At 63.8% G+C, this 15,662-nt stretch carries 17 protein-coding genes; 6 read left to right on the top strand and 11 right to left on the bottom strand.

Going from position 1 to position 15,662, the window contains the following annotated elements; all coding sequences use genetic code 11:
• Positions 1 to 33 precede the first annotated feature (33 nt).
• A complete protein-coding gene (locus LGQ10_RS16140; protein ID WP_226522547.1) occupies positions 34 to 1,008 on the bottom strand; it encodes an IS110 family transposase in 975 nt (324 codons plus the stop codon).
• Positions 1,009 to 1,484: 476 nt separating this feature from the next.
• Between LGQ10_RS16140 and LGQ10_RS16135 the strand changes: the two genes are divergently transcribed.
• On the top strand, positions 1,485 to 2,390 hold the full coding sequence (locus LGQ10_RS16135; protein ID WP_226522546.1) for a cation diffusion facilitator family transporter: 906 nt from the start codon (positions 1,485 to 1,487) through the stop codon (positions 2,388 to 2,390).
• A gap of 25 nt (positions 2,391 to 2,415) precedes the next feature.
• Here the strand turns inward: LGQ10_RS16135 and LGQ10_RS16130 are convergent, their stop codons facing one another.
• The 7 genes from LGQ10_RS16130 to LGQ10_RS16100 all read right to left on the bottom strand — a co-directional run bounded on the left by LGQ10_RS16130 (position 2,416) and on the right by LGQ10_RS16100 (position 7,695).
• Positions 2,416 to 3,555 carry an AGE family epimerase/isomerase gene (locus LGQ10_RS16130; RefSeq protein ID WP_226522545.1) on the bottom strand — a complete coding sequence of 380 codons (1,140 nt, stop codon included), beginning with the start codon at positions 3,553 to 3,555 and terminating at the stop codon, positions 2,416 to 2,418.
• Positions 3,556 to 3,666: 111 nt separating this feature from the next.
• Complete coding sequence (locus LGQ10_RS16125) at positions 3,667 to 4,239, bottom strand: HupE/UreJ family protein (protein WP_226522544.1); 573 nt, start codon at positions 4,237 to 4,239, stop codon at positions 3,667 to 3,669.
• A 34-nt stretch (positions 4,240 to 4,273) separates the two neighbouring features.
• Complete coding sequence (gene ureG / locus LGQ10_RS16120; RefSeq protein WP_058436327.1) at positions 4,274 to 4,888, bottom strand: urease accessory protein UreG; 615 nt, start codon at positions 4,886 to 4,888, stop codon at positions 4,274 to 4,276.
• Positions 4,889 to 4,912: 24 nt separating this feature from the next.
• Positions 4,913 to 5,587 (bottom strand): urease accessory protein UreF, encoded by a 675-nt coding sequence (locus LGQ10_RS16115; protein ID WP_226522543.1) that lies wholly within the window; start codon positions 5,585 to 5,587, stop codon positions 4,913 to 4,915.
• Positions 5,584 to 6,084, bottom strand: a complete 501-nt coding sequence (ureE, locus tag LGQ10_RS16110) for an urease accessory protein UreE (RefSeq protein ID WP_226526147.1) — start codon at positions 6,082 to 6,084, stop codon at positions 5,584 to 5,586. The genes LGQ10_RS16115 and ureE overlap by 4 nt, the downstream gene beginning before the upstream one ends.
• A 266-nt stretch (positions 6,085 to 6,350) precedes the next feature.
• Positions 6,351 to 6,983: a TetR family transcriptional regulator gene (locus tag LGQ10_RS16105; RefSeq protein WP_058436324.1), complete on the bottom strand. Its 633-nt coding sequence runs from the start codon at positions 6,981 to 6,983 to the stop codon at positions 6,351 to 6,353.
• Between the two features lie 163 nt (positions 6,984 to 7,146).
• Positions 7,147 to 7,695, bottom strand: a complete 549-nt coding sequence (locus LGQ10_RS16100; RefSeq protein WP_226522542.1) for a hypothetical protein — start codon at positions 7,693 to 7,695, stop codon at positions 7,147 to 7,149.
• A gap of 384 nt (positions 7,696 to 8,079) precedes the next feature.
• Between LGQ10_RS16100 and LGQ10_RS16095 the strand changes: the two genes are divergently transcribed.
• Positions 8,080 to 10,155 carry an AsmA family protein gene (locus LGQ10_RS16095; RefSeq protein WP_226522541.1) on the top strand — a complete coding sequence of 692 codons (2,076 nt, stop codon included), beginning with the start codon at positions 8,080 to 8,082 and terminating at the stop codon, positions 10,153 to 10,155.
• A gap of 57 nt (positions 10,156 to 10,212) precedes the next feature.
• On the opposite strand, the gene LGQ10_RS16090 is transcribed toward LGQ10_RS16095, so the two are convergent.
• Both LGQ10_RS16090 and LGQ10_RS16085 read right to left on the bottom strand, forming a co-directional pair.
• Positions 10,213 to 10,743 (bottom strand): ferritin-like domain-containing protein, encoded by a 531-nt coding sequence (locus LGQ10_RS16090; RefSeq protein WP_058438060.1) that lies wholly within the window; start codon positions 10,741 to 10,743, stop codon positions 10,213 to 10,215.
• 125 nt (positions 10,744 to 10,868) lie between these two features.
• Positions 10,869 to 11,780: a LysR substrate-binding domain-containing protein gene (locus tag LGQ10_RS16085; RefSeq protein ID WP_226522540.1), complete on the bottom strand. Its 912-nt coding sequence runs from the start codon at positions 11,778 to 11,780 to the stop codon at positions 10,869 to 10,871.
• Between the two features lie 137 nt (positions 11,781 to 11,917).
• On the opposite strand from LGQ10_RS16085, the gene LGQ10_RS16080 reads away from it, so the two are divergent.
• The 3 genes from LGQ10_RS16080 to LGQ10_RS16070 all read left to right on the top strand — a co-directional run bounded on the left by LGQ10_RS16080 (position 11,918) and on the right by LGQ10_RS16070 (position 13,873).
• Entirely contained in the window at positions 11,918 to 12,556 is a 639-nt protein-coding gene (locus LGQ10_RS16080) for an FMN-dependent NADH-azoreductase (RefSeq protein ID WP_226522539.1), read from the top strand.
• 9 nt (positions 12,557 to 12,565) lie between these two features.
• A complete protein-coding gene (locus LGQ10_RS16075; RefSeq protein ID WP_226522538.1) occupies positions 12,566 to 12,880 on the top strand; it encodes a DMT family transporter in 315 nt (104 codons plus the stop codon).
• A 102-nt stretch (positions 12,881 to 12,982) separates the two neighbouring features.
• Complete coding sequence (locus LGQ10_RS16070) at positions 12,983 to 13,873, top strand: esterase/lipase family protein (protein WP_058438069.1); 891 nt, start codon at positions 12,983 to 12,985, stop codon at positions 13,871 to 13,873.
• A 13-nt stretch (positions 13,874 to 13,886) separates the two neighbouring features.
• Here LGQ10_RS16070 and LGQ10_RS16065 read toward each other — a convergent pair whose 3' ends face one another.
• Positions 13,887 to 14,774 (bottom strand): DMT family transporter, encoded by an 888-nt coding sequence (locus LGQ10_RS16065; protein WP_058438071.1) that lies wholly within the window; start codon positions 14,772 to 14,774, stop codon positions 13,887 to 13,889.
• A gap of 97 nt (positions 14,775 to 14,871) precedes the next feature.
• Here LGQ10_RS16065 and LGQ10_RS16060 point away from each other — a divergent pair, with 97 nt between their 5' ends.
• A complete protein-coding gene (locus LGQ10_RS16060) occupies positions 14,872 to 15,660 on the top strand; it encodes an AraC family transcriptional regulator (protein WP_226522537.1) in 789 nt (262 codons plus the stop codon).
• The last annotated feature ends 2 nt before the right edge of the window (positions 15,661 to 15,662 follow it).

Below are 15,662 nucleotides of genomic sequence, written 5' to 3'. Positions count from 1 at the left end.
CGCGCCGTACTCCTGTAGATACCGTCTTGCCCGTTACCGGGCAAGCGCCAATTTCGGGTCATAAGGATGACCCGATTTGAGCACGCCAAACACGATATGCAGCATCTTGCGCATCACCGCGCAGACGATCTGTTTGCCCGCTTTACCTTTGGCCCGCAGGCGCTCTTTCATCGCCATGAGCGGCTCACTCATGTTCATGGCGGTGATGCCGGGCAAGTACAACGCTCGGCGGATACGCCCCGAACCAGCCTTGCTGATCAGCGTGCGGCCCTTGAATTTGCCGGATTCGGCCAGCTGTGGATTCAACCCCGCAAACGAGACCACGGCCCGGGCGCTACGAAACTCCTTGAGATCGCCCAGTTCGGCCAGGATCACTGACGCGGTCTTCTCGCCAATACCGTCGATGCTTAACAGGAGATCCCGCTTGCCCCGTAAGTCGGGATCATCGTCGACATGCTGCTTGATCATCTGGCGGGTCTGGGCGATGTCCTTTTCGATGTGGATGATGTGCGACTGGATCGATTCCTGAACCACCGTATCCGCCACTTCCTGGCGATTACGTTCCATCTGCAGCATCTCCTGCAGGTCGTCCAGGCGTCGCAGCAGGACCCGTAGCCGGCGGATCGCCACAGGCTCCGGTGCCCACGGCATCAAGGGCGACTCGTGCTTGGCCTGGGCAAAGGCGGCCAGCAGCTTGGCGTCCACCTTGTCGGTCTTGTAGTTGATTCCTTCGCTTTTCTTGAAGTAATGGACCCGGGCCGGGTTGACCACGATGACCTCGTAACCCTGGTGGTAGAGGTGCTCTGCCAGGGCTTCGTGATAAACGCTGGTGGCTTCCATGACAACCCTGGCGCTGGGTTGCGCATGCAACTTGAGCCACTGGTCGAGCTGGGCGAAGCCTTCGGCTTTGTTGGGAATCTTGCCGCGTGTGCGGTACTTGCCATTGGGCAGAGGGGTGGCGACATCGAATGTGTTCTTGGCGATATCGATCCCGATTACGTTAGACATATTCTCCTCCTCGGATGCGCAGGTTAAGGATCATCCGTCACTCGGTCTCAGCCTTGTTGATGCGAGCTACCATGCGATGCAGGGCCCAGGATACCGTTCGGACTTAGCGAGTGAGGTTGAAGAGGAGGAGCTCAATCTACAGTGCAAGCTCAAGGCCTTAGCCGCTGCCCGGCTTCATTCCTCTTCCTCGATGATCAGTCGAGAACTATCGCGTGTGTAGACGCGATAGTCGAGATACAAGCCGCTGCTGGACTGGCGAAGCTGCGCCAAGGTCCGCAGGACCTTCCTGGGCGCTCAAGACCACGTCCTTTTCGACAGCCGTTATCCACAGCTTCGTAGTGAAGCCGGTCGTACTCGGAAATACATGAGCTGATTCGTTTCAGCTTGTCGAACCCGAGGCGCGCTAGAATTCCTCCCCTAAATTTGTATTGCCGCCGTCATCGAGGCGGTGTTTTCCAAGTTCCGTGGGAGGAATCGTGAGTAACCGAGGTGAGCAGGCCCTGCTCAAACAATCGACCGTACTGATGTTCGTCGTGGCGATCGCCGGTATCGTCACGGGTTTTGTTTCTGGCGCCCAATCCATCCTGTTCGATGGTTTCTTTTCCCTGATCGCTACCTTCATCAAGGTCCTGATGCTGATCACGGCCAGGCTGCTGACCAAACCGGGCAACCAGCGCTTCCAGTTCGGCTTCTGGCACCTGGAGCCCATGGTGTTGCTGATCGAGGGCAGCTTCCTGCTGCTGATCGCCATCTATGCCTTTCTCAATGGGGTGTTCGGCATCATCAACGGCGGCCGAGAGATCGAACTGGGCCTGGTGATCGTCTATGCCGCGGTGTTCACCGTGGTTGAGTTCGCCTACTTCTTCTACGTGCGTCATCGCAACCGCAAGCTCAAGTCGTCGCTGATCCAGTTCGACAACATCAGCTGGCTGGTGGACGCCATGCTGTCGGTGGGGCTGCTGGTGAGTTTTGTCAGCGCGCTGCTGCTCAAGCACTACGGGCATGGCCAGTGGGCCGTCTATGTCGATCCGCTGATCCTGATCGTGCTGGCCCTGAGCATGCTGGCGCCAGCCCTGAAGATCCTGCGTCCGGCCTTGCGCGAGGTACTTGGCATTGCCCCGGACCAGCTGGACGAGACCGTGCGCGAGGTCATGGAGCGGGCCAAGGCCACCCATGGGTTCGATGACTATGTCAGCTACGTGCAGAAGCACGGCCGGGCGCGCTTCATCGAGATTCACGTGGTGCTGCCAGTGGACTACCCGCTGGGCAATGTGGCGATCCTGGATCGCCTGCGCGAAGATATTTCCAGCCAGTTGGGCGGGGCCGATGCCACTCGCTGGCTGACCATCAGCTTCACCGGGGATCGCAAATGGATTGCCTGACCGGCTCGCAGGCCAGGCAGGGCCTTCAGCTGAAGTAGCTCGCCAGCCCGTGATAACAGGTGGCCAGATGGTAAGGCGTGGTCGAGGGCATGTCCCGGCGGCTGACCGCGCCGCTTGCGTCCAGGCACTCATGCCAGCCGCCAGCATGCAGGAAGTTGTCGTGCAATACCTGCAGCTGGCGCGCCAGGGACGCCTGGCCATCCGGGCGCAGGGTCAGGGCGCGCAGGTATTCGGCCTGGGCCCAGATGCGCTGGGTGGCATCCTTGGGCGGCATGTGGGGTGGCAGTTCGAGCATGGCGCATACCGCGCCGCTCTGTGGATCCACACCCAGTTGTTCGGTAAAGGCGAATGCCCGCTCCAGGGAGGCATGCAGGGCACTGTCACGCAGCAGCGGTGACGAGGCGAGCAGGAAATACCATTCGAACTGGTGCCCCGGCTCGAACCAGTTATCCACAGCCCCGAGGGGTTTCTCCATCATCACGCCATGCTGCGGCTCGATGAAGTGTCGCTGCATGGCCTGGCACAGCTCGAGCAGTGCCGCTTGCACCGATGCATCGTCCCGGGCTGCCAGGGTGGCGAGGAAGGCTTCGGCCAGGTGCATCGATGGGTTCTGCAGGGGGCCTGTGCCCAGCAGCGCCCAGTTCTCGTCGAGGCAGGCTTCGTAGAGACCGTCGCCCTGGGCAAAGCGCCGGGCCACGACTTCCAGGGCCGCGTTGAGGGCCGACTCCACCAGCGGTTCGCGGACCTTGGCCCAGTAATGGGCACAGGCGAACACGATGAAGGCGTGGGTGTAGAGATCCTTGCGCCGATCCAGCGGTGCCCCTGCCGGATCGATGCTGTAGAACCACCCGCCATGCTCGGCATCATGGAAATGCCGTTGCAGGGAACGGAACAACGCGGCGGCGCGCGCCTCGGCGTAGGGAGCGGAGGCATCGCCGATCAGTTGGGAAAACACATACAGCTGTCGGGCGCAGGCCATGGCCCGATAGCGCTGTGCCGGCAGCGGTCGATGTTCGCCATCCAGCGCCTCGAAGGGCAGTGCCAGTTGCGGGTTCCAGCCCGGCCCCAGCCACAGGGGGACGACCACCTCATGGAAATGCTGGTGCACGGCCTGGAACACAGCATTGGAGTCTGGTGAGGGGGTGGGGCGGGATACATCGAGCATTGGCTGGCGTCTTCTAACGGCAGGTTTGAATGTGCGACATGGTAGCAGAGAAGGCTGTGCCTATTGCCCCTGCGTCGCAGCCGCGCGGAGCGGCTGGCGCAGGAGAGCCGTTCAACCGGCCAGCAGCCACACACCGGCGGCGGCAGAGGCTGCGCCCGCCATGCGCACCAGGGGCGCGGCGGCCTGGGGCAGCATGCGGACCACGGCATAACCGGCAGTGTGCAGGGCGGCGGTGGCAGCAACGAACCCGGCGGCATAGGCCCAGGGGCTGGACATCTCCGGCAGTTCCAGGCCGTGGGCCACGCCGTGGAACAAGGCGAACAGCGCGGTCGCCGTCATGGCCAGCGGCAGCGGCGGACGCACCGCGAGGGCCACTGCCAGGCCCAGGGCCAGCACCGAGGCCGCAATGCCGCTCTCTAGCGCCGGCAATTCCAGGCCGGCAAAGCCCAGCAGGCCGCCCACCAGCATGGTGCCGACGAAAGTGCAGGGCAGCGCCCAGCGTGCTGCGCCTTGCTGCTGGGCGGCCCACAAGCCCACGGCTACCATCGCCAGCAGGTGATCGAGGCCGCCGATGGGATGGCTGATCCCGGCCACCAGGCCGTTGTCGCCGTGGCCGGGATGGGCCAGGGCCAGTGTGGGAGCCAGCAGCAGGGCCAGGGCCCCGAGGATGCGTTTGAAGGTCATGGGTCGCTGTCCTTTTCGAGTGTCGAGGTTGGGCTCAGGCTGCGCTCAGCAGGCCCTGGCGTTCGATGAAGGCGATGATGTCCGCCAGGCCCTGGCCGGTCTTCTGGTTGCTGAACACAAAGGGCTTGTCGCCGCGCATGCGCTGGGTGTCGCTGTTCATCAGGTCCAGGGAGGCGCCGACCAGCGGTGCCAGGTCGATCTTGTTGATCACCAGCAGGTCGGATTTGCAGATGCCCGGGCCGCCCTTGCGGGGCAGCTTGTCGCCAGCCGAGACATCGATCACATAGAGGGTGAGGTCCGAGAGTTCAGGGCTGAAGGTGGCGGACAAGTTGTCGCCGCCGGACTCCACCAGGATCAGGTCCAGCCCCGGGAAGCGTCGATTCAACTGATCCACGGCCTCCAGATTGATCGAGGCGTCCTCGCGTATGGCCGTGTGCGGGCAGCCGCCGGTCTCCACGCCAATGATTCGCTCCGGTGCCAGGGCCTGGTTGCGTACCAGGAAGTCGGCGTCTTCGCGGGTGTAGATGTCGTTGGTCACTACCGCCAGGTTGTAGCGGTCGCGCAGGGCCAGGCACAGGGCCAGGGTCAGGGCGGTCTTGCCGGAGCCCACCGGGCCGCCGATGCCAACGCGCAAGGGTTGTGTGTTCATGTGCTTCTCCAAAATGAGGGGCCCTTAGGAACGAAACAGTCGGCTGTACTGGCGCTCATGGGCCATGCTCGCCAGGGACAGGCCGAAGGCGGCGCTGCCGTAGTGGTCGGGATCGAGGGTGACGGCGGAATGCTGGGCTTGTTGCAGCAACGGCAGCAGTTGGCTGGTCAGGCGCTGGGCGGCTTGCTGGCCAAGTGGCAGGGTCTTCATCAGCACGGTCAGCTGGTTCTCCAGCCAGCTCCAGAGCCACGCCGCCAGGGCGTCCTCGGGACTGATCTGCCAGGCACGGGCTGCCAGGGCCCAGCCCAGGGCCAGGTGTGGTTCTTCTTGTCGCGCCAGCACCTGACGGGCACCGGCATCCAGTTCCGGCAGGCCTTCGAGCAATTGCTTGAGGGAGTACCCCATTTGCCGGCTCTCCAGGTACAGCTCGCGAGTTTCGCGGCTGGCGCGATGCTCGTCGCACAGCAGGTGCAGGCGCTCCCAGTCCTGCTCGGCCGCAGACCGGCAATGGGCCCATAACAGCGGGGCCTCGAAGCGCGCCAGATTGAGCAGCAACTGATCGCCGATCCAGCGTCGGGCACTCTCCGGATCCTGGACCCGCTGCTGCTCCACCGCCATCTCCAGGCCCTGGGAATAGCTGTAGCCGCCAATTGGCAGTTGGGGGCTGGCCAGGCGCAGCAGGGCCCAGGCCGGGTTCATGAGCGAACGCCGAACTGGTGCAGACGCGGCGGGTAGTTGAAGTCTTCGTCGCTGTGGCGCGAATGATGGTGGCCGCCGCCATAGGCGCCATGCTCGGGTTGGAAAGGGGCTTGGAGGGTGCTGGTACTGGCCCCCAGTTGCTCGAGCATGGCCTTGAGCACGTAGTCGTCCAGCAGCCGTAGCCAGCCGTCACCGATTTGCAAGGCCACATGGCGGTTACCCAGGTGATAAGCGGCGCGAGTCAGTTCCAGGGCATTGCCGCAGGTGACATGCAGCAGGGGCTCGGGGCGAGCGCAGACCCTGACGATGCGGCCGTCCTCGGCGACCAGGAACTCGCCATCATGCAGGGGGGGCTGGCCCCGTTCGAGGAACAGACCGACGTCTTCGCCCTCGGCGCTGAAACAGCGCAGGCGACTTTTGCTGCGCGCCTCGTAGGTCAGGTGCAGTTCTACGGACCAGGTGGCCTGTGGGGCGGTTCGGCGGTGGATCACCAGCATCGGAAAGCTTCCAGCCATGAGCGATGCACAAGCCAGAGCAAGGGCCTTGCCAATCGCCCGCAAGAAAGGAAAAACCCCTGTAACTGCGCCTGGAAAAGGGGTACCTCTTGTTGCATCTTGTTACAAATTAATGCGTCGAGCTGATTTATAGCACTGACTTGGTGCGCTGCAAATGTTTTTGCCGCAAACCGGTGCCCGTCTGGCGGGCAGGTGCAAAGACCCGCTGCAGAGCGGACGCAGGTGGCTTGGCAAGGCTGGGGGGAGGGTTACTCGGTGCTGCCCAAGCCGTTCCAGTGCTTGAGCCCAATGAACACGAAGCGCAGTTGCTGGGTGATCTTCGCCTGGGGTGTGAGGTGTTCGGGCAGGGCCTGGACGGGTGGGTCGATAATGTCCGGCAGGGTGGCGAACACGCTCTTGACGACCAGGTCGGCCATGACGCTGAAGTCGGCGGCATTGAGGTGCTGTAGCTTGGGCATCAGTGCCAGGTCGGCGGCCAGGTCCGAGCTGATGTTTTCCCGCAGGCTGGCGATGGCCTGGCGCACCGACAGCGAGCCACCATATTGTTCGCGAGCAAGAAACAGGAACTGCACGCGCTTGGCTTCCACCACGTCAAGGAAGATGCGCACAGAAGCATCGATGATGCCGCCCATGACGAACTCGTTATGACGGACCAGGCGGAGGGTTTCGCGGAAGGTCTGGCCTACCTCGCTGACCAGTTCCAGGCCCAGTTGGTCCATGTCACTGAAGTGTCGGTAGAACCCGGTGGGCACGATGCCGGCGGCTTTTGCCACCTCCCGCAGGCTCAGGCTGCCAAAGCCGCGGCCACCTTCCATCAGATGCCGTGCAGCATCCATCAGGGCATTGCGGGTCTGTTGCTTCTGTTCGGCGCGGGGCAGCATCTGAAGGGCAATTCTTTGCTCAAGGTGAGCGACGCACTCTAGCAAATCAACTTTGCTCGAGTCGAACTGGCATCAAGCCAGTGCAGGCAAGGGGGAAAGTCTAGCCCCCTGAAAAGTCAAAGCCCGATCCAGGGACCGGGCTTTTTTCTGGGCCAGCATGGCCTCAGCTCGCAGCTTGGTGGCGTTCTGCCAGGCGATCGGCACCGCCTTCGGCAACAGTCTGGCCCTGTGGGGTGCGGCTGTAGCCATCTTCGACCAGGCCTTTCTCTTCCAGGCGATCACGGCCGCCTTCGGCTACGGTCTGGCCTTGTGGAGTGCGGCTGTAGCCATCTTCGACCAGGCCTTTCTCTTCGAGGCGATCACGGCCGCCTTCGGCTACGGTCTGGCCCTGTGGAGTGCGGCTGTAGCCGTCTTCGACCAGGCCTTTCTCTTCCAGGCGATCGCGACCGCGTTCGGCTACGTTTTGACCTTGTGGAGTACGGTCGTAGCCATCTTCGGCGACTTTCTGGCCTTGTGGGGTGCGATCATAACCATCGGCGGCGACTTTGTTGCGTTCGATCAGGCGATCCGAGCCACCTTCGGCCAGGGTCTGGGTGAACACGCTGCTATGGCTGGCCTGGACCTGTGGAGTGGCTTGCTCGGCAGCAGGCAGGGCGAAGGCGTTGGCGGCCAGGATGGATAAAGTCAGGCTCAACAGGATGTGGCGTTTCATGAGGGGGTGCTCCTTGGGAGGGCGAAAAATTGGGTACGGAGCTAATGTTACCGCCACAAAATCGATATAAAAGTTCATAAACACAATGATGATAATCAACGGAATTGATTGTTTGCCGCTGGGGCTCTAGCCCGGGCTTCCTGGCTTCTGGGGGCGTGCACTGCGGTGGGTAGTTTCGACTCACTCATGCTCCATGGAAGGGCGGAAGTCGGTAACACAAGGCTGTCCAAGTGGGCAGCAATGACGGGTTTTTCGCTAGGTCGGCCTTTCCGATCAAACCTGTGGGCGCTTTGCCAGTCCTAGTTTCACAGCCGGTGGTTTTGCGCCGGTTTTTCATCGATGCGTCGTGGTTCGACGCTCAGTTGTCTTAAGGAGCCTCGTGCAATGATGCGCACTCGTAAAATTCTCGCCTGGACCTCGTTCGGTCTGATCCTGCTGCTGGCCGTGCTGGTACTGGTGATTGCCTTTTTCGACTGGAACCGGATCAAGCCAACCCTCAATGCCAAGGTGTCCGAGGAGCTGCATCGGCCGTTCGCGATCAATGGCGACTTGTCAGTCGTCTGGCAGCGCGAGCCCGACGAGGGCGGCTGGCGGGCCTGGGTGCCCTGGCCCCACGTGGTGGCCCAGGACCTGACCCTGGGCAACCCGGACTGGTCCAAGGCACCGCAGATGGCCAGCCTCAAGCGGGTTGAACTGCGGATCTCGCCCCTGGCCCTGCTGGCGCAGCGGGTGAGCATTCCGCGCATCGACCTCACCGAGCCGGACGCCGCGTTGCAGCGCCTGGCGGACGGTCGCGCCAACTGGACCTTCACGTTCGATCCCAAGGACCCCGACGCCGAGCCTTCCAACTGGACGGTGGACATTGGCGCCATCGGCTTCGACAAGGGCCACGTGACCCTGGATGACCGAAGCCTCAAGACCCAGCTGGACCTGCAGGTGGAATTGCTTGGCAAGCCGATCCCGTTCAGCGACATCGTCGGCGAGAGCGAGGCGAAAAAGGTCGCCGAGAAAGGCGCCGAACCCCAGGCCTATGCCTTTGCCCTCAAGGTCAAGGGCCAGTACCACGGGCAGAAGCTCGCCGGCACCGGCAAGATCGGTGGCCTGCTGGCCTTGCAGGACGCCCGCAAGCCGTTTCCGCTGCAGGCCCAGGCTCAGATCGGCGACACCAAGGTGGAGCTGCGGGGCAGCCTGACCGATCCGCTGAACCTGGGCGCCCTGGACCTGCGCCTGAAACTGGCGGGCACCAGCCTGGGCAATCTCTATCCGCTGACCGGGGTGACCCTGCCGGACTCGCCGCCGTATTCCACCGATGGCCACTTGACTGCCAAGCTGCATGATCCAGCGGGCGCGACCTTCAGCTACCGGGACTTCAACGGCAAGATCGGCGACAGCGACATCCACGGCAACCTGACCTACGTGGCCAGCCAGCCACGGCCCAAGCTCAGTGGCGCGCTGGTGTCCAACCAGCTGTTGATGAGCGATCTGGCGCCGCTGATCGGCGCCGACTCCAATGCCCAGCAGAAGGCTCGGGGAGGCGACAGCAAGCAGCCGGCGGACAGGGTGCTGCCCGTGGAAGAGTTTCGTACCGAGCGCTGGCGCGACATGGACGCCGACGTGGAATTCACCGGCAAGCGCATCGTCCACAGCGCCGAGTTGCCGTTCACCGATCTCTACACCCACCTGGTGCTCAACGATGGCCAGCTCAGCCTGGAGCCCCTGCGTTTTGGCGTGGCCGGCGGCAAGCTCGATGCCCAGGTGCGCCTCAATGGCCACACCTCGCCCATGGAAGGACGAGCCCGGCTGACGGCGCGCAACTTCAAGCTCAAGCAACTGTTCCCGACCTTCGAACCGATGAAGACCAGCTTTGGCGAGCTCAATGGCGACGCCGATATCGCCGGGCGCGGCAACTCGGTGGCGGCCCTGCTGGGCAGTGCCAACGGCGATCTGAAGATGCTGATCAACGATGGCGCCATCAGTCGCAGCCTGATGGAGATCGCCGGGCTCAACGTCGGCAATTATGTGGTCGGCAAACTGTTCGGCGACAAGGACGTGAAGATCAACTGCGCGGCCGCCGACTTCGACATCAAGACCGGCCTGGCCACCTCGCGGCTGTTCGTCTTCGACACCGAGAACGCCATCATCTACATCGATGGCACTGCCAACATGGCCACCGAGCAACTTGACCTGACCATCACCCCCGAGTCCAAGGGCCTGCGGCTGTTCTCACTGCGTTCGCCGCTCTATGTGCAGGGCAAGTTCATCAAGCCCAGTGCCGGGGTCAAGGCTGTGCCCCTGGTGCTGCGCGGTGCCGGGATGGTGGCGCTGGGGGTGATTGCCGGTCCGGCGGCGGGCTTGCTGGCACTGGTGGCGCCCAGCGGCGACGAGCCCAACCAGTGCGCGCCGCTGCTGCAGCAGATGCGCTCGGGCAAGGCACCGGTGACCGTGAAACCGACAAGGTAAGAGGCTGTTCACAAGCGTCTGCTCCTGCGTAGGCAGGAGCAGACGTGGGGAAGGGTGTTACAGGTCGTTGAGAATGTCCGCCATGTCGTCGGCGTGTTCTTCTTCCTGGGCCAGGATCTCTTCGAACAAGCGGCGGGTGGTCGGGTCCTTGTCACCGATGAAGCGGATGATCTCGCGGTAGCTGTCGATGGCGATCCGCTCGGCCACCAGGTCTTCGTAGACCATTTCCTTCAACGTATCGCCGGCCACGTACTGGGCATGGGAGTGCTTGGACAGCAGGTCGGGGTCGAACTCCGGCTCGCCGCCAAGCTGGACGATGCGTTCGGCCAGCTTGTCGGCATGCTCGGCTTCCTGGGTGGCATGTTCGAGGAACTCATCGGCCGCGACGCTGGCCTTGAGGCCGCTGGCCATGAAGTAGTGGCGCTTGTAGCGCAAAACGCAGACCAGTTCGGTGGCCAGCGATTCATTGAGCAGGCGTAGTACCTGTTCGCGATCGGCGCTGTAGCCCTCGGTCACTGCGCCATTCTCCACATGACTGCGGGCCCGTTCGCGCAGGGTGTTCACATCAGACAACTGCATGTCGCTCATCTCGATCTCCTGGAGGCTGATCCGATTGACGCCAGGCTCTGCCGGCCCGGTCGCTACCTAAGGTGTGAGTTGCGCGGCGGGCAAAAAGTTTTATCGAATGTGCCAGGTGGCAAGGCAATGGATCGTCAACTGCGCCCCGGCAGTGGATGCCCGTCCAGCAGCGCCTCCTGCTGCAGCCACTGGAGGAAGGCCCGAACCGGCGGATGCCGCTCGCGCCCGGGAACGCACAGGGCGCTGTAGCCCGAGCCGGCGACCTGGATCTGCGGCCGGTAAGCCTGCAACAGGCCGCTGGCCACGCTTTGCGATACCAGGATATTGCTGGCCAGTACCAGGCCCTGGCCGGCGATGGCTGCCTGCAGGGCGTATTGCTCTTCGTCGTAGGAACGTACCCGTGATGGGTCATCGAGCCAGCTTTCCCCGGCCTGGGCGCACCAGGCCTGCCAACCATCGGCATACAGCCTGGAATTGCGCCAGTGCACACTGATCAAGGCCGGCCGTTGCTGGCTGGCCAGCGCCACCTGCTGCGGTGCGCCATAGACCGCGAAACGCTCGTCGAACAGGCACAGGCCATGCAGGTTCAGGTAGCTGTCCTGGCTGTAGCGGATCGCCACATCGATGCTGGCGTCCTGTTGCAGGTCCACCACCTCGCACTGAGTGTCCAGGCGCAGGTTGATGCCCGGATGCCGAGCGTAGAAGCGTCCCAGGCGCGGCACCAGCCACAAGGCGGCGAAGGCGGCGGTGGTGGAGACCGTCAGCTGCGCGTTGCTCGGCGTGGGGCGCAGGGTGTCGACGCTCTGCGCGACGTCCAGCAAGGCACCGTGCACGCTGTGGAACAAGCGATCGCCGGCGCTGGTCAGGCGTACCTGGCGCGGCAGGCGCTCGAACAGCGGCACCCCCAGCCAGTGTTCCAGGCTGCGGATCTGGTGGGAGACCGCCGTTGGCGTCACCGATAGGTCTTCGGCCGCCTCCTTGAAGCTCAACAGGCGCGCTGCGGACTCGAAGGTGCGCAAGGCAGTGAGAGGCAGGTGGGCGAACATTTAACGCTCCATGGCTGAGATGAATTCATCTGAATGGATTTTAATTCGTTTGTTGCCGAATTCCGCTGAATCTAGATTTAGCGCGAAATCGACGGGGCTTCAAGACCGTCGACGTCCTAGCGCATGAGAGAATTAAGATGAATAAAGTTCTTGTAGTTCATGGTAGTCCCCGGGGCGAACGATCCCACAGCCGGCGCCTGGCCGAGTCATTCCTGCAGGCCTGGCAAGTGTCCAACCCACAAGGTCGGTCGACCCGTCGGGAGGTCGGGCGGGGGGCATTGCCCCACATCGGCGAGACATTCATTGCTGCGGCGTTTTATCCAGAGCCCGAGGCCCGGTCATTATCGATGCAGGCCGACCTGGCCTTGAGCGACGAGCTGGTGGACGAGCTGTTCGACCATCAGCGCCTGGTGATCTCGGCGCCCATGTACAACTTCAGCGTGCCCAGCGGGCTCAAGGCCTGGGTTGATCACGTCGTGCGCCTGGGCCTGACCTTCAACACCCAGCTGGATACCGGCGAGGCCTGCTACCAGCCGCTGGTGCAGGGCAAGAAAGTGCTGATCATCACCACTCGTGGCAGTGGCGGCTTTGGCCCGGGAGGCGAGCATGAGGCGCAGAACCATGCCGATCGCTGGTTGCGCACGGCCCTGGGCTTCCTGGGGATCGAGGATGTCACGGTGATCGCGGCCGAAGGCGAGGAGTCGGCGCCCGAGCGGTTCCAGCAGTCTTGCGCCCAGGCCCAGCAGCAACTGCTGGCGCTGGCCCGGCATTTCTGAGGCACGCCCATGGCCTGGGGATTGCTGTTGCTGGCTGCGATCTTCGAGGTCGTGTTCGCCATGGGCATGAAGTACGCCGAAGGTTTCACCCGCCCCTGGCCGTCGCTGCTGACCGTGGCGGCGGCGCTGGGCGGGATCTACTTCCTGACCTTGGCGCTGCGCGAGCTGCCGGTCAGCGTGGCGTACCCGATCTGGACCGCCATCGGCTCACTGGGCACGGTGCTGCTGGGTTTCGCACTGCTGGGAGAGAGCCTGACGCCGGTCAAGCTGATCTCGGTGGGGCTGATCGTGGTGGGAGTGGTCGGCCTCAAGCAAGGGAGCTGAGGGCTGTCATGGGACGGTCGCCAAACTGTCACGAGGACTGACGACGCCCGTGGTTATGGTCTAGCGTTGAGCCTGACCCATCGCCCGCACAAGGATGTCCCCATGTCCCAAGAGCTTGCCACGCGTTATCCCCTGGTGCTGGTGCCTGGCATGCTCGGTTTTGTCCGCCTGCTGCTGTACCCCTACTGGTATGGAATCCTCCCGGCGTTGCGCCAGGGAGGCGCCCAGGTATTTGCGGTACAGGTCTCGCCGCTCAACTCCAGCGAGGTGCGCGGCGAGCAACTGCTGGTGCAGATCCAGCGGATCATGGAGCAGACCGGTGCCGCCCGGGTCAACCTGATCGGCCACAGCCAGGGCGCGCTCACCGCCCGCTATGCGGCGGCCAGGCGTGCGGACTGGGTGGCCTCGGTAACGTCGGTGGCAGGCCCCAACCATGGCTCCGAACTGGCGGACTACCTGCAACGGCACTCGCCGGCGCACAGCTTGCGCGGGCGCATGCTGAGCCTGCTGCTGCGCACAATCTCGGCCTTGATGACCCTGCTGGAAACCGGTTATCGCGGGCCCAGGCTGCCGGCCGACATCCATGCTTCGCACCAGTCGCTGACCACCGAGGGCGTGGCCCTGTTCAATCGCCAGTATCCCCAGGGGTTGCCACCGACCTGGGGCGGGCACGGTGCGCAGGAGGTCGGTGGCGTGCGCTACTACTCCTGGTCTGGCACGTTGCAGCCGGGCAAGACCAATCGCGGCTGGAACCTGCTGGACGGCTCCAGCCGCAGCTGTCGACTGTTCGCCCGGACCTTCGTGCGCGAGGCCGGGCAGTGCGACGGCATGGTGGGGCGCTACAGCTCGCACCTGGGGCTGGTCATCGGCGATGACTACCCTCTGGACCACTTCGACATCGTCAACCAGTCGTTCGGGCTGGTGGGCAAGGGCGCCGAGCCGATCCGCCTGTTCGTCGAACATGCCCGGCGCCTCAAGGCGGCCGGGCTCTGAGCCGGGGCAGTGGTCAGGCTTCGCGCGGCCGCGACCCCAGCACCTGGGTCCAGCGTTCGGACAGCACCACGCCGCCCAGGGTCAAGATCCCGCCCACCAGGTGGAACCAGGCCAGTTGTTCGTGCAGTACCACGGCGGCGATCAGCGCGGTGACCAGCGGCAGCAGGTTGAAGAACAGCGTGGTCCGGCTCGGTCCCAGGCGCACCACCGCCTGCATCCACGCCAGTGGCGCGACCATCGATGCCAGCAGGCAGGCGTAGAGCACCAGGGGAATGTTCTGCAGGGTCGGGCCCACCTTCGGCGAGGCCAGGAACAACGGAAGCAGCACCAGTACCGCCACCAGCACCTGCAGGTACAACAGCACCAGGGGCGGCAGGCGCAGCTGCCATTTCTTCAGCAAGGTGCTGTAGATCGCATAGGCCAGCGTGGCGACCAGCATCATCGCGTCACCCAGGTTGACCCCGTGCTGCAGCAGGCTGGCCAGGCTCCCGGAGGACACCACCACCAGCACCCCGGCGAAGGACAGCACCGCGCCTACCAGGGCCCCGGCGGTCAGGCGCTGGCCCAGGACTGCAATGGCCATGGCCAGGGACATCAGCGGCATCAGCGAAAGGATGATGCCCATGTTGGTGGCCGAGGTCTGGATGGCGGCGAAGTAGGCCAGGCTCTGGTAGACCGCCATGCCCAGCACGCCGAGGATGAAGATCCGCCCCAGGTTCGGGCGGATCTGTGGCCAGTGGCGCCGCACCGGCCCGAGCATGAACGGGGTGAACAGCAAGCCCGCCAGCAGCCAGCGATAGAAACCGATTTCCGCTGGGTTGATCGCGCCCACGGCGAGCTTGTTGACCACGGTATTGCCGGCCCAGATGAAGACGGCCAGTAATGGATAAGCGTATTGCATGGAAACAGCCAGGAAGTGAATGAGGGGTGATTATCCTCCTGTCCGGATCAATGCCTATACTGCGAACCAGACAACCCGCCCTTGCATCCGGACAAGCATGAGCAAAAAGCACATCGACCTCCTGGATTTCCACGGCCTGCCAGCGCCCGTGTACTTCCGTTATGCCGACTTCGCCGCCCACAGCCATGCCCTCGAGCATCGTCACCCCTGGGGCTGCCTGGAGTATTCGGCCCATGGCGTGATGCACATGGAGATCGCCGGCCAGCGCTTCATGTCGCCGCCGCAGTACGCAGTCTGGGTGCCGCCGCACATCGCCCACAGTTTCTACACCAGCCAGCCGATCAACTACCGGGCGGTGCTGCTGGCCCCGGAGCTGTGCCACGACCTGCCGCAGCAAGGCTGTACCTTGAGCATCAGCGAGATCCTCAAGGCGATCCTCAAGGACTTCGCTGCCCGGGACGTGCAGGTCCCCGAGGGCGAGGCCGACCAGCGCCTGGCCCAGGTCCTGCTGGATCAACTGCGCCAGGCCCCGGTGCATGACTGCTTCCTGCCGTACGCCAGCAGCCCTGACTTGCTGCGGGTACTCCAGGCCCTGCAGGCCGAGCCGAGCAACAACCGGCCTCTGGCCTACTGGGCGCAACAGGCCCACGTCAGCGAACGGACCCTGGCCCGGCAGTTTGTCCGCGAGCTGGGCATGAGCTTCGGCGAGTGGCGCCAGCGCCAGCGTTTCCTGGCCGCGATCCAGGCGCTGGAGAGTCCGCGGAGCATCCAGGAGATCGCCTTCGACATGGGCTACAGCACCGCCTCGGCATTCATCGCGATGTTCCAGCGCCAGGCCGGTTGCACACCCGAGCAGTACCGCCGGGCCGGCCTGCAGAACAGGTGAAG

Source organism: Pseudomonas sp. L5B5 (genome assembly GCF_020520285.1).
Taxonomy (GTDB): Bacteria; Pseudomonadota; Gammaproteobacteria; order Pseudomonadales; family Pseudomonadaceae; genus Aquipseudomonas.
Note: the sequence above shows the minus strand (reverse complement) of the source record. Positions and strands in the feature narration are given on the sequence as shown.

What these genes read in the sequence shown, in the direction of transcription:
- LGQ10_RS16080 (WP_226522539.1), top strand. Translation starts at nt 11,918, where the DNA reads ATGAATAAAGTTCTTGTAGTTCATGGTAGTCCCCGGGGCGAACGATCC.
- ureE (WP_226526147.1), bottom strand. Translation starts at nt 6,084, where the DNA reads ATGCTGGTGATCCACCGCCGAACCGCCCCACAGGCCACCTGGTCCGTA.
- LGQ10_RS16130 (WP_226522545.1), bottom strand. Translation starts at nt 3,555, where the DNA reads ATGCTCGATGTATCCCGCCCCACCCCCTCACCAGACTCCAATGCTGTG.
- LGQ10_RS16100 (WP_226522542.1), bottom strand. Translation starts at nt 7,695, where the DNA reads ATGAAACGCCACATCCTGTTGAGCCTGACTTTATCCATCCTGGCCGCC.
- LGQ10_RS16085 (WP_226522540.1), bottom strand. Translation starts at nt 11,780, where the DNA reads ATGTTCGCCCACCTGCCTCTCACTGCCTTGCGCACCTTCGAGTCCGCA.
- LGQ10_RS16115 (WP_226522543.1), bottom strand. Translation starts at nt 5,587, where the DNA reads ATGAACCCGGCCTGGGCCCTGCTGCGCCTGGCCAGCCCCCAACTGCCA.
- LGQ10_RS16065 (WP_058438071.1), bottom strand. Translation starts at nt 14,774, where the DNA reads ATGCAATACGCTTATCCATTACTGGCCGTCTTCATCTGGGCCGGCAAT.
- LGQ10_RS16060 (WP_226522537.1), top strand. Translation starts at nt 14,872, where the DNA reads ATGAGCAAAAAGCACATCGACCTCCTGGATTTCCACGGCCTGCCAGCG.
- LGQ10_RS16105 (WP_058436324.1), bottom strand. Translation starts at nt 6,983, where the DNA reads ATGCTGCCCCGCGCCGAACAGAAGCAACAGACCCGCAATGCCCTGATG.
- LGQ10_RS16125 (WP_226522544.1), bottom strand. Translation starts at nt 4,239, where the DNA reads ATGACCTTCAAACGCATCCTCGGGGCCCTGGCCCTGCTGCTGGCTCCC.
- LGQ10_RS16070 (WP_058438069.1), top strand. Translation starts at nt 12,983, where the DNA reads ATGTCCCAAGAGCTTGCCACGCGTTATCCCCTGGTGCTGGTGCCTGGC.
- LGQ10_RS16075 (WP_226522538.1), top strand. Translation starts at nt 12,566, where the DNA reads ATGGCCTGGGGATTGCTGTTGCTGGCTGCGATCTTCGAGGTCGTGTTC.
- LGQ10_RS16090 (WP_058438060.1), bottom strand. Translation starts at nt 10,743, where the DNA reads ATGAGCGACATGCAGTTGTCTGATGTGAACACCCTGCGCGAACGGGCC.
- LGQ10_RS16095 (WP_226522541.1), top strand. Translation starts at nt 8,080, where the DNA reads ATGATGCGCACTCGTAAAATTCTCGCCTGGACCTCGTTCGGTCTGATC.
- LGQ10_RS16140 (WP_226522547.1), bottom strand. Translation starts at nt 1,008, where the DNA reads ATGTCTAACGTAATCGGGATCGATATCGCCAAGAACACATTCGATGTC.
- ureG (WP_058436327.1), bottom strand. Translation starts at nt 4,888, where the DNA reads ATGAACACACAACCCTTGCGCGTTGGCATCGGCGGCCCGGTGGGCTCC.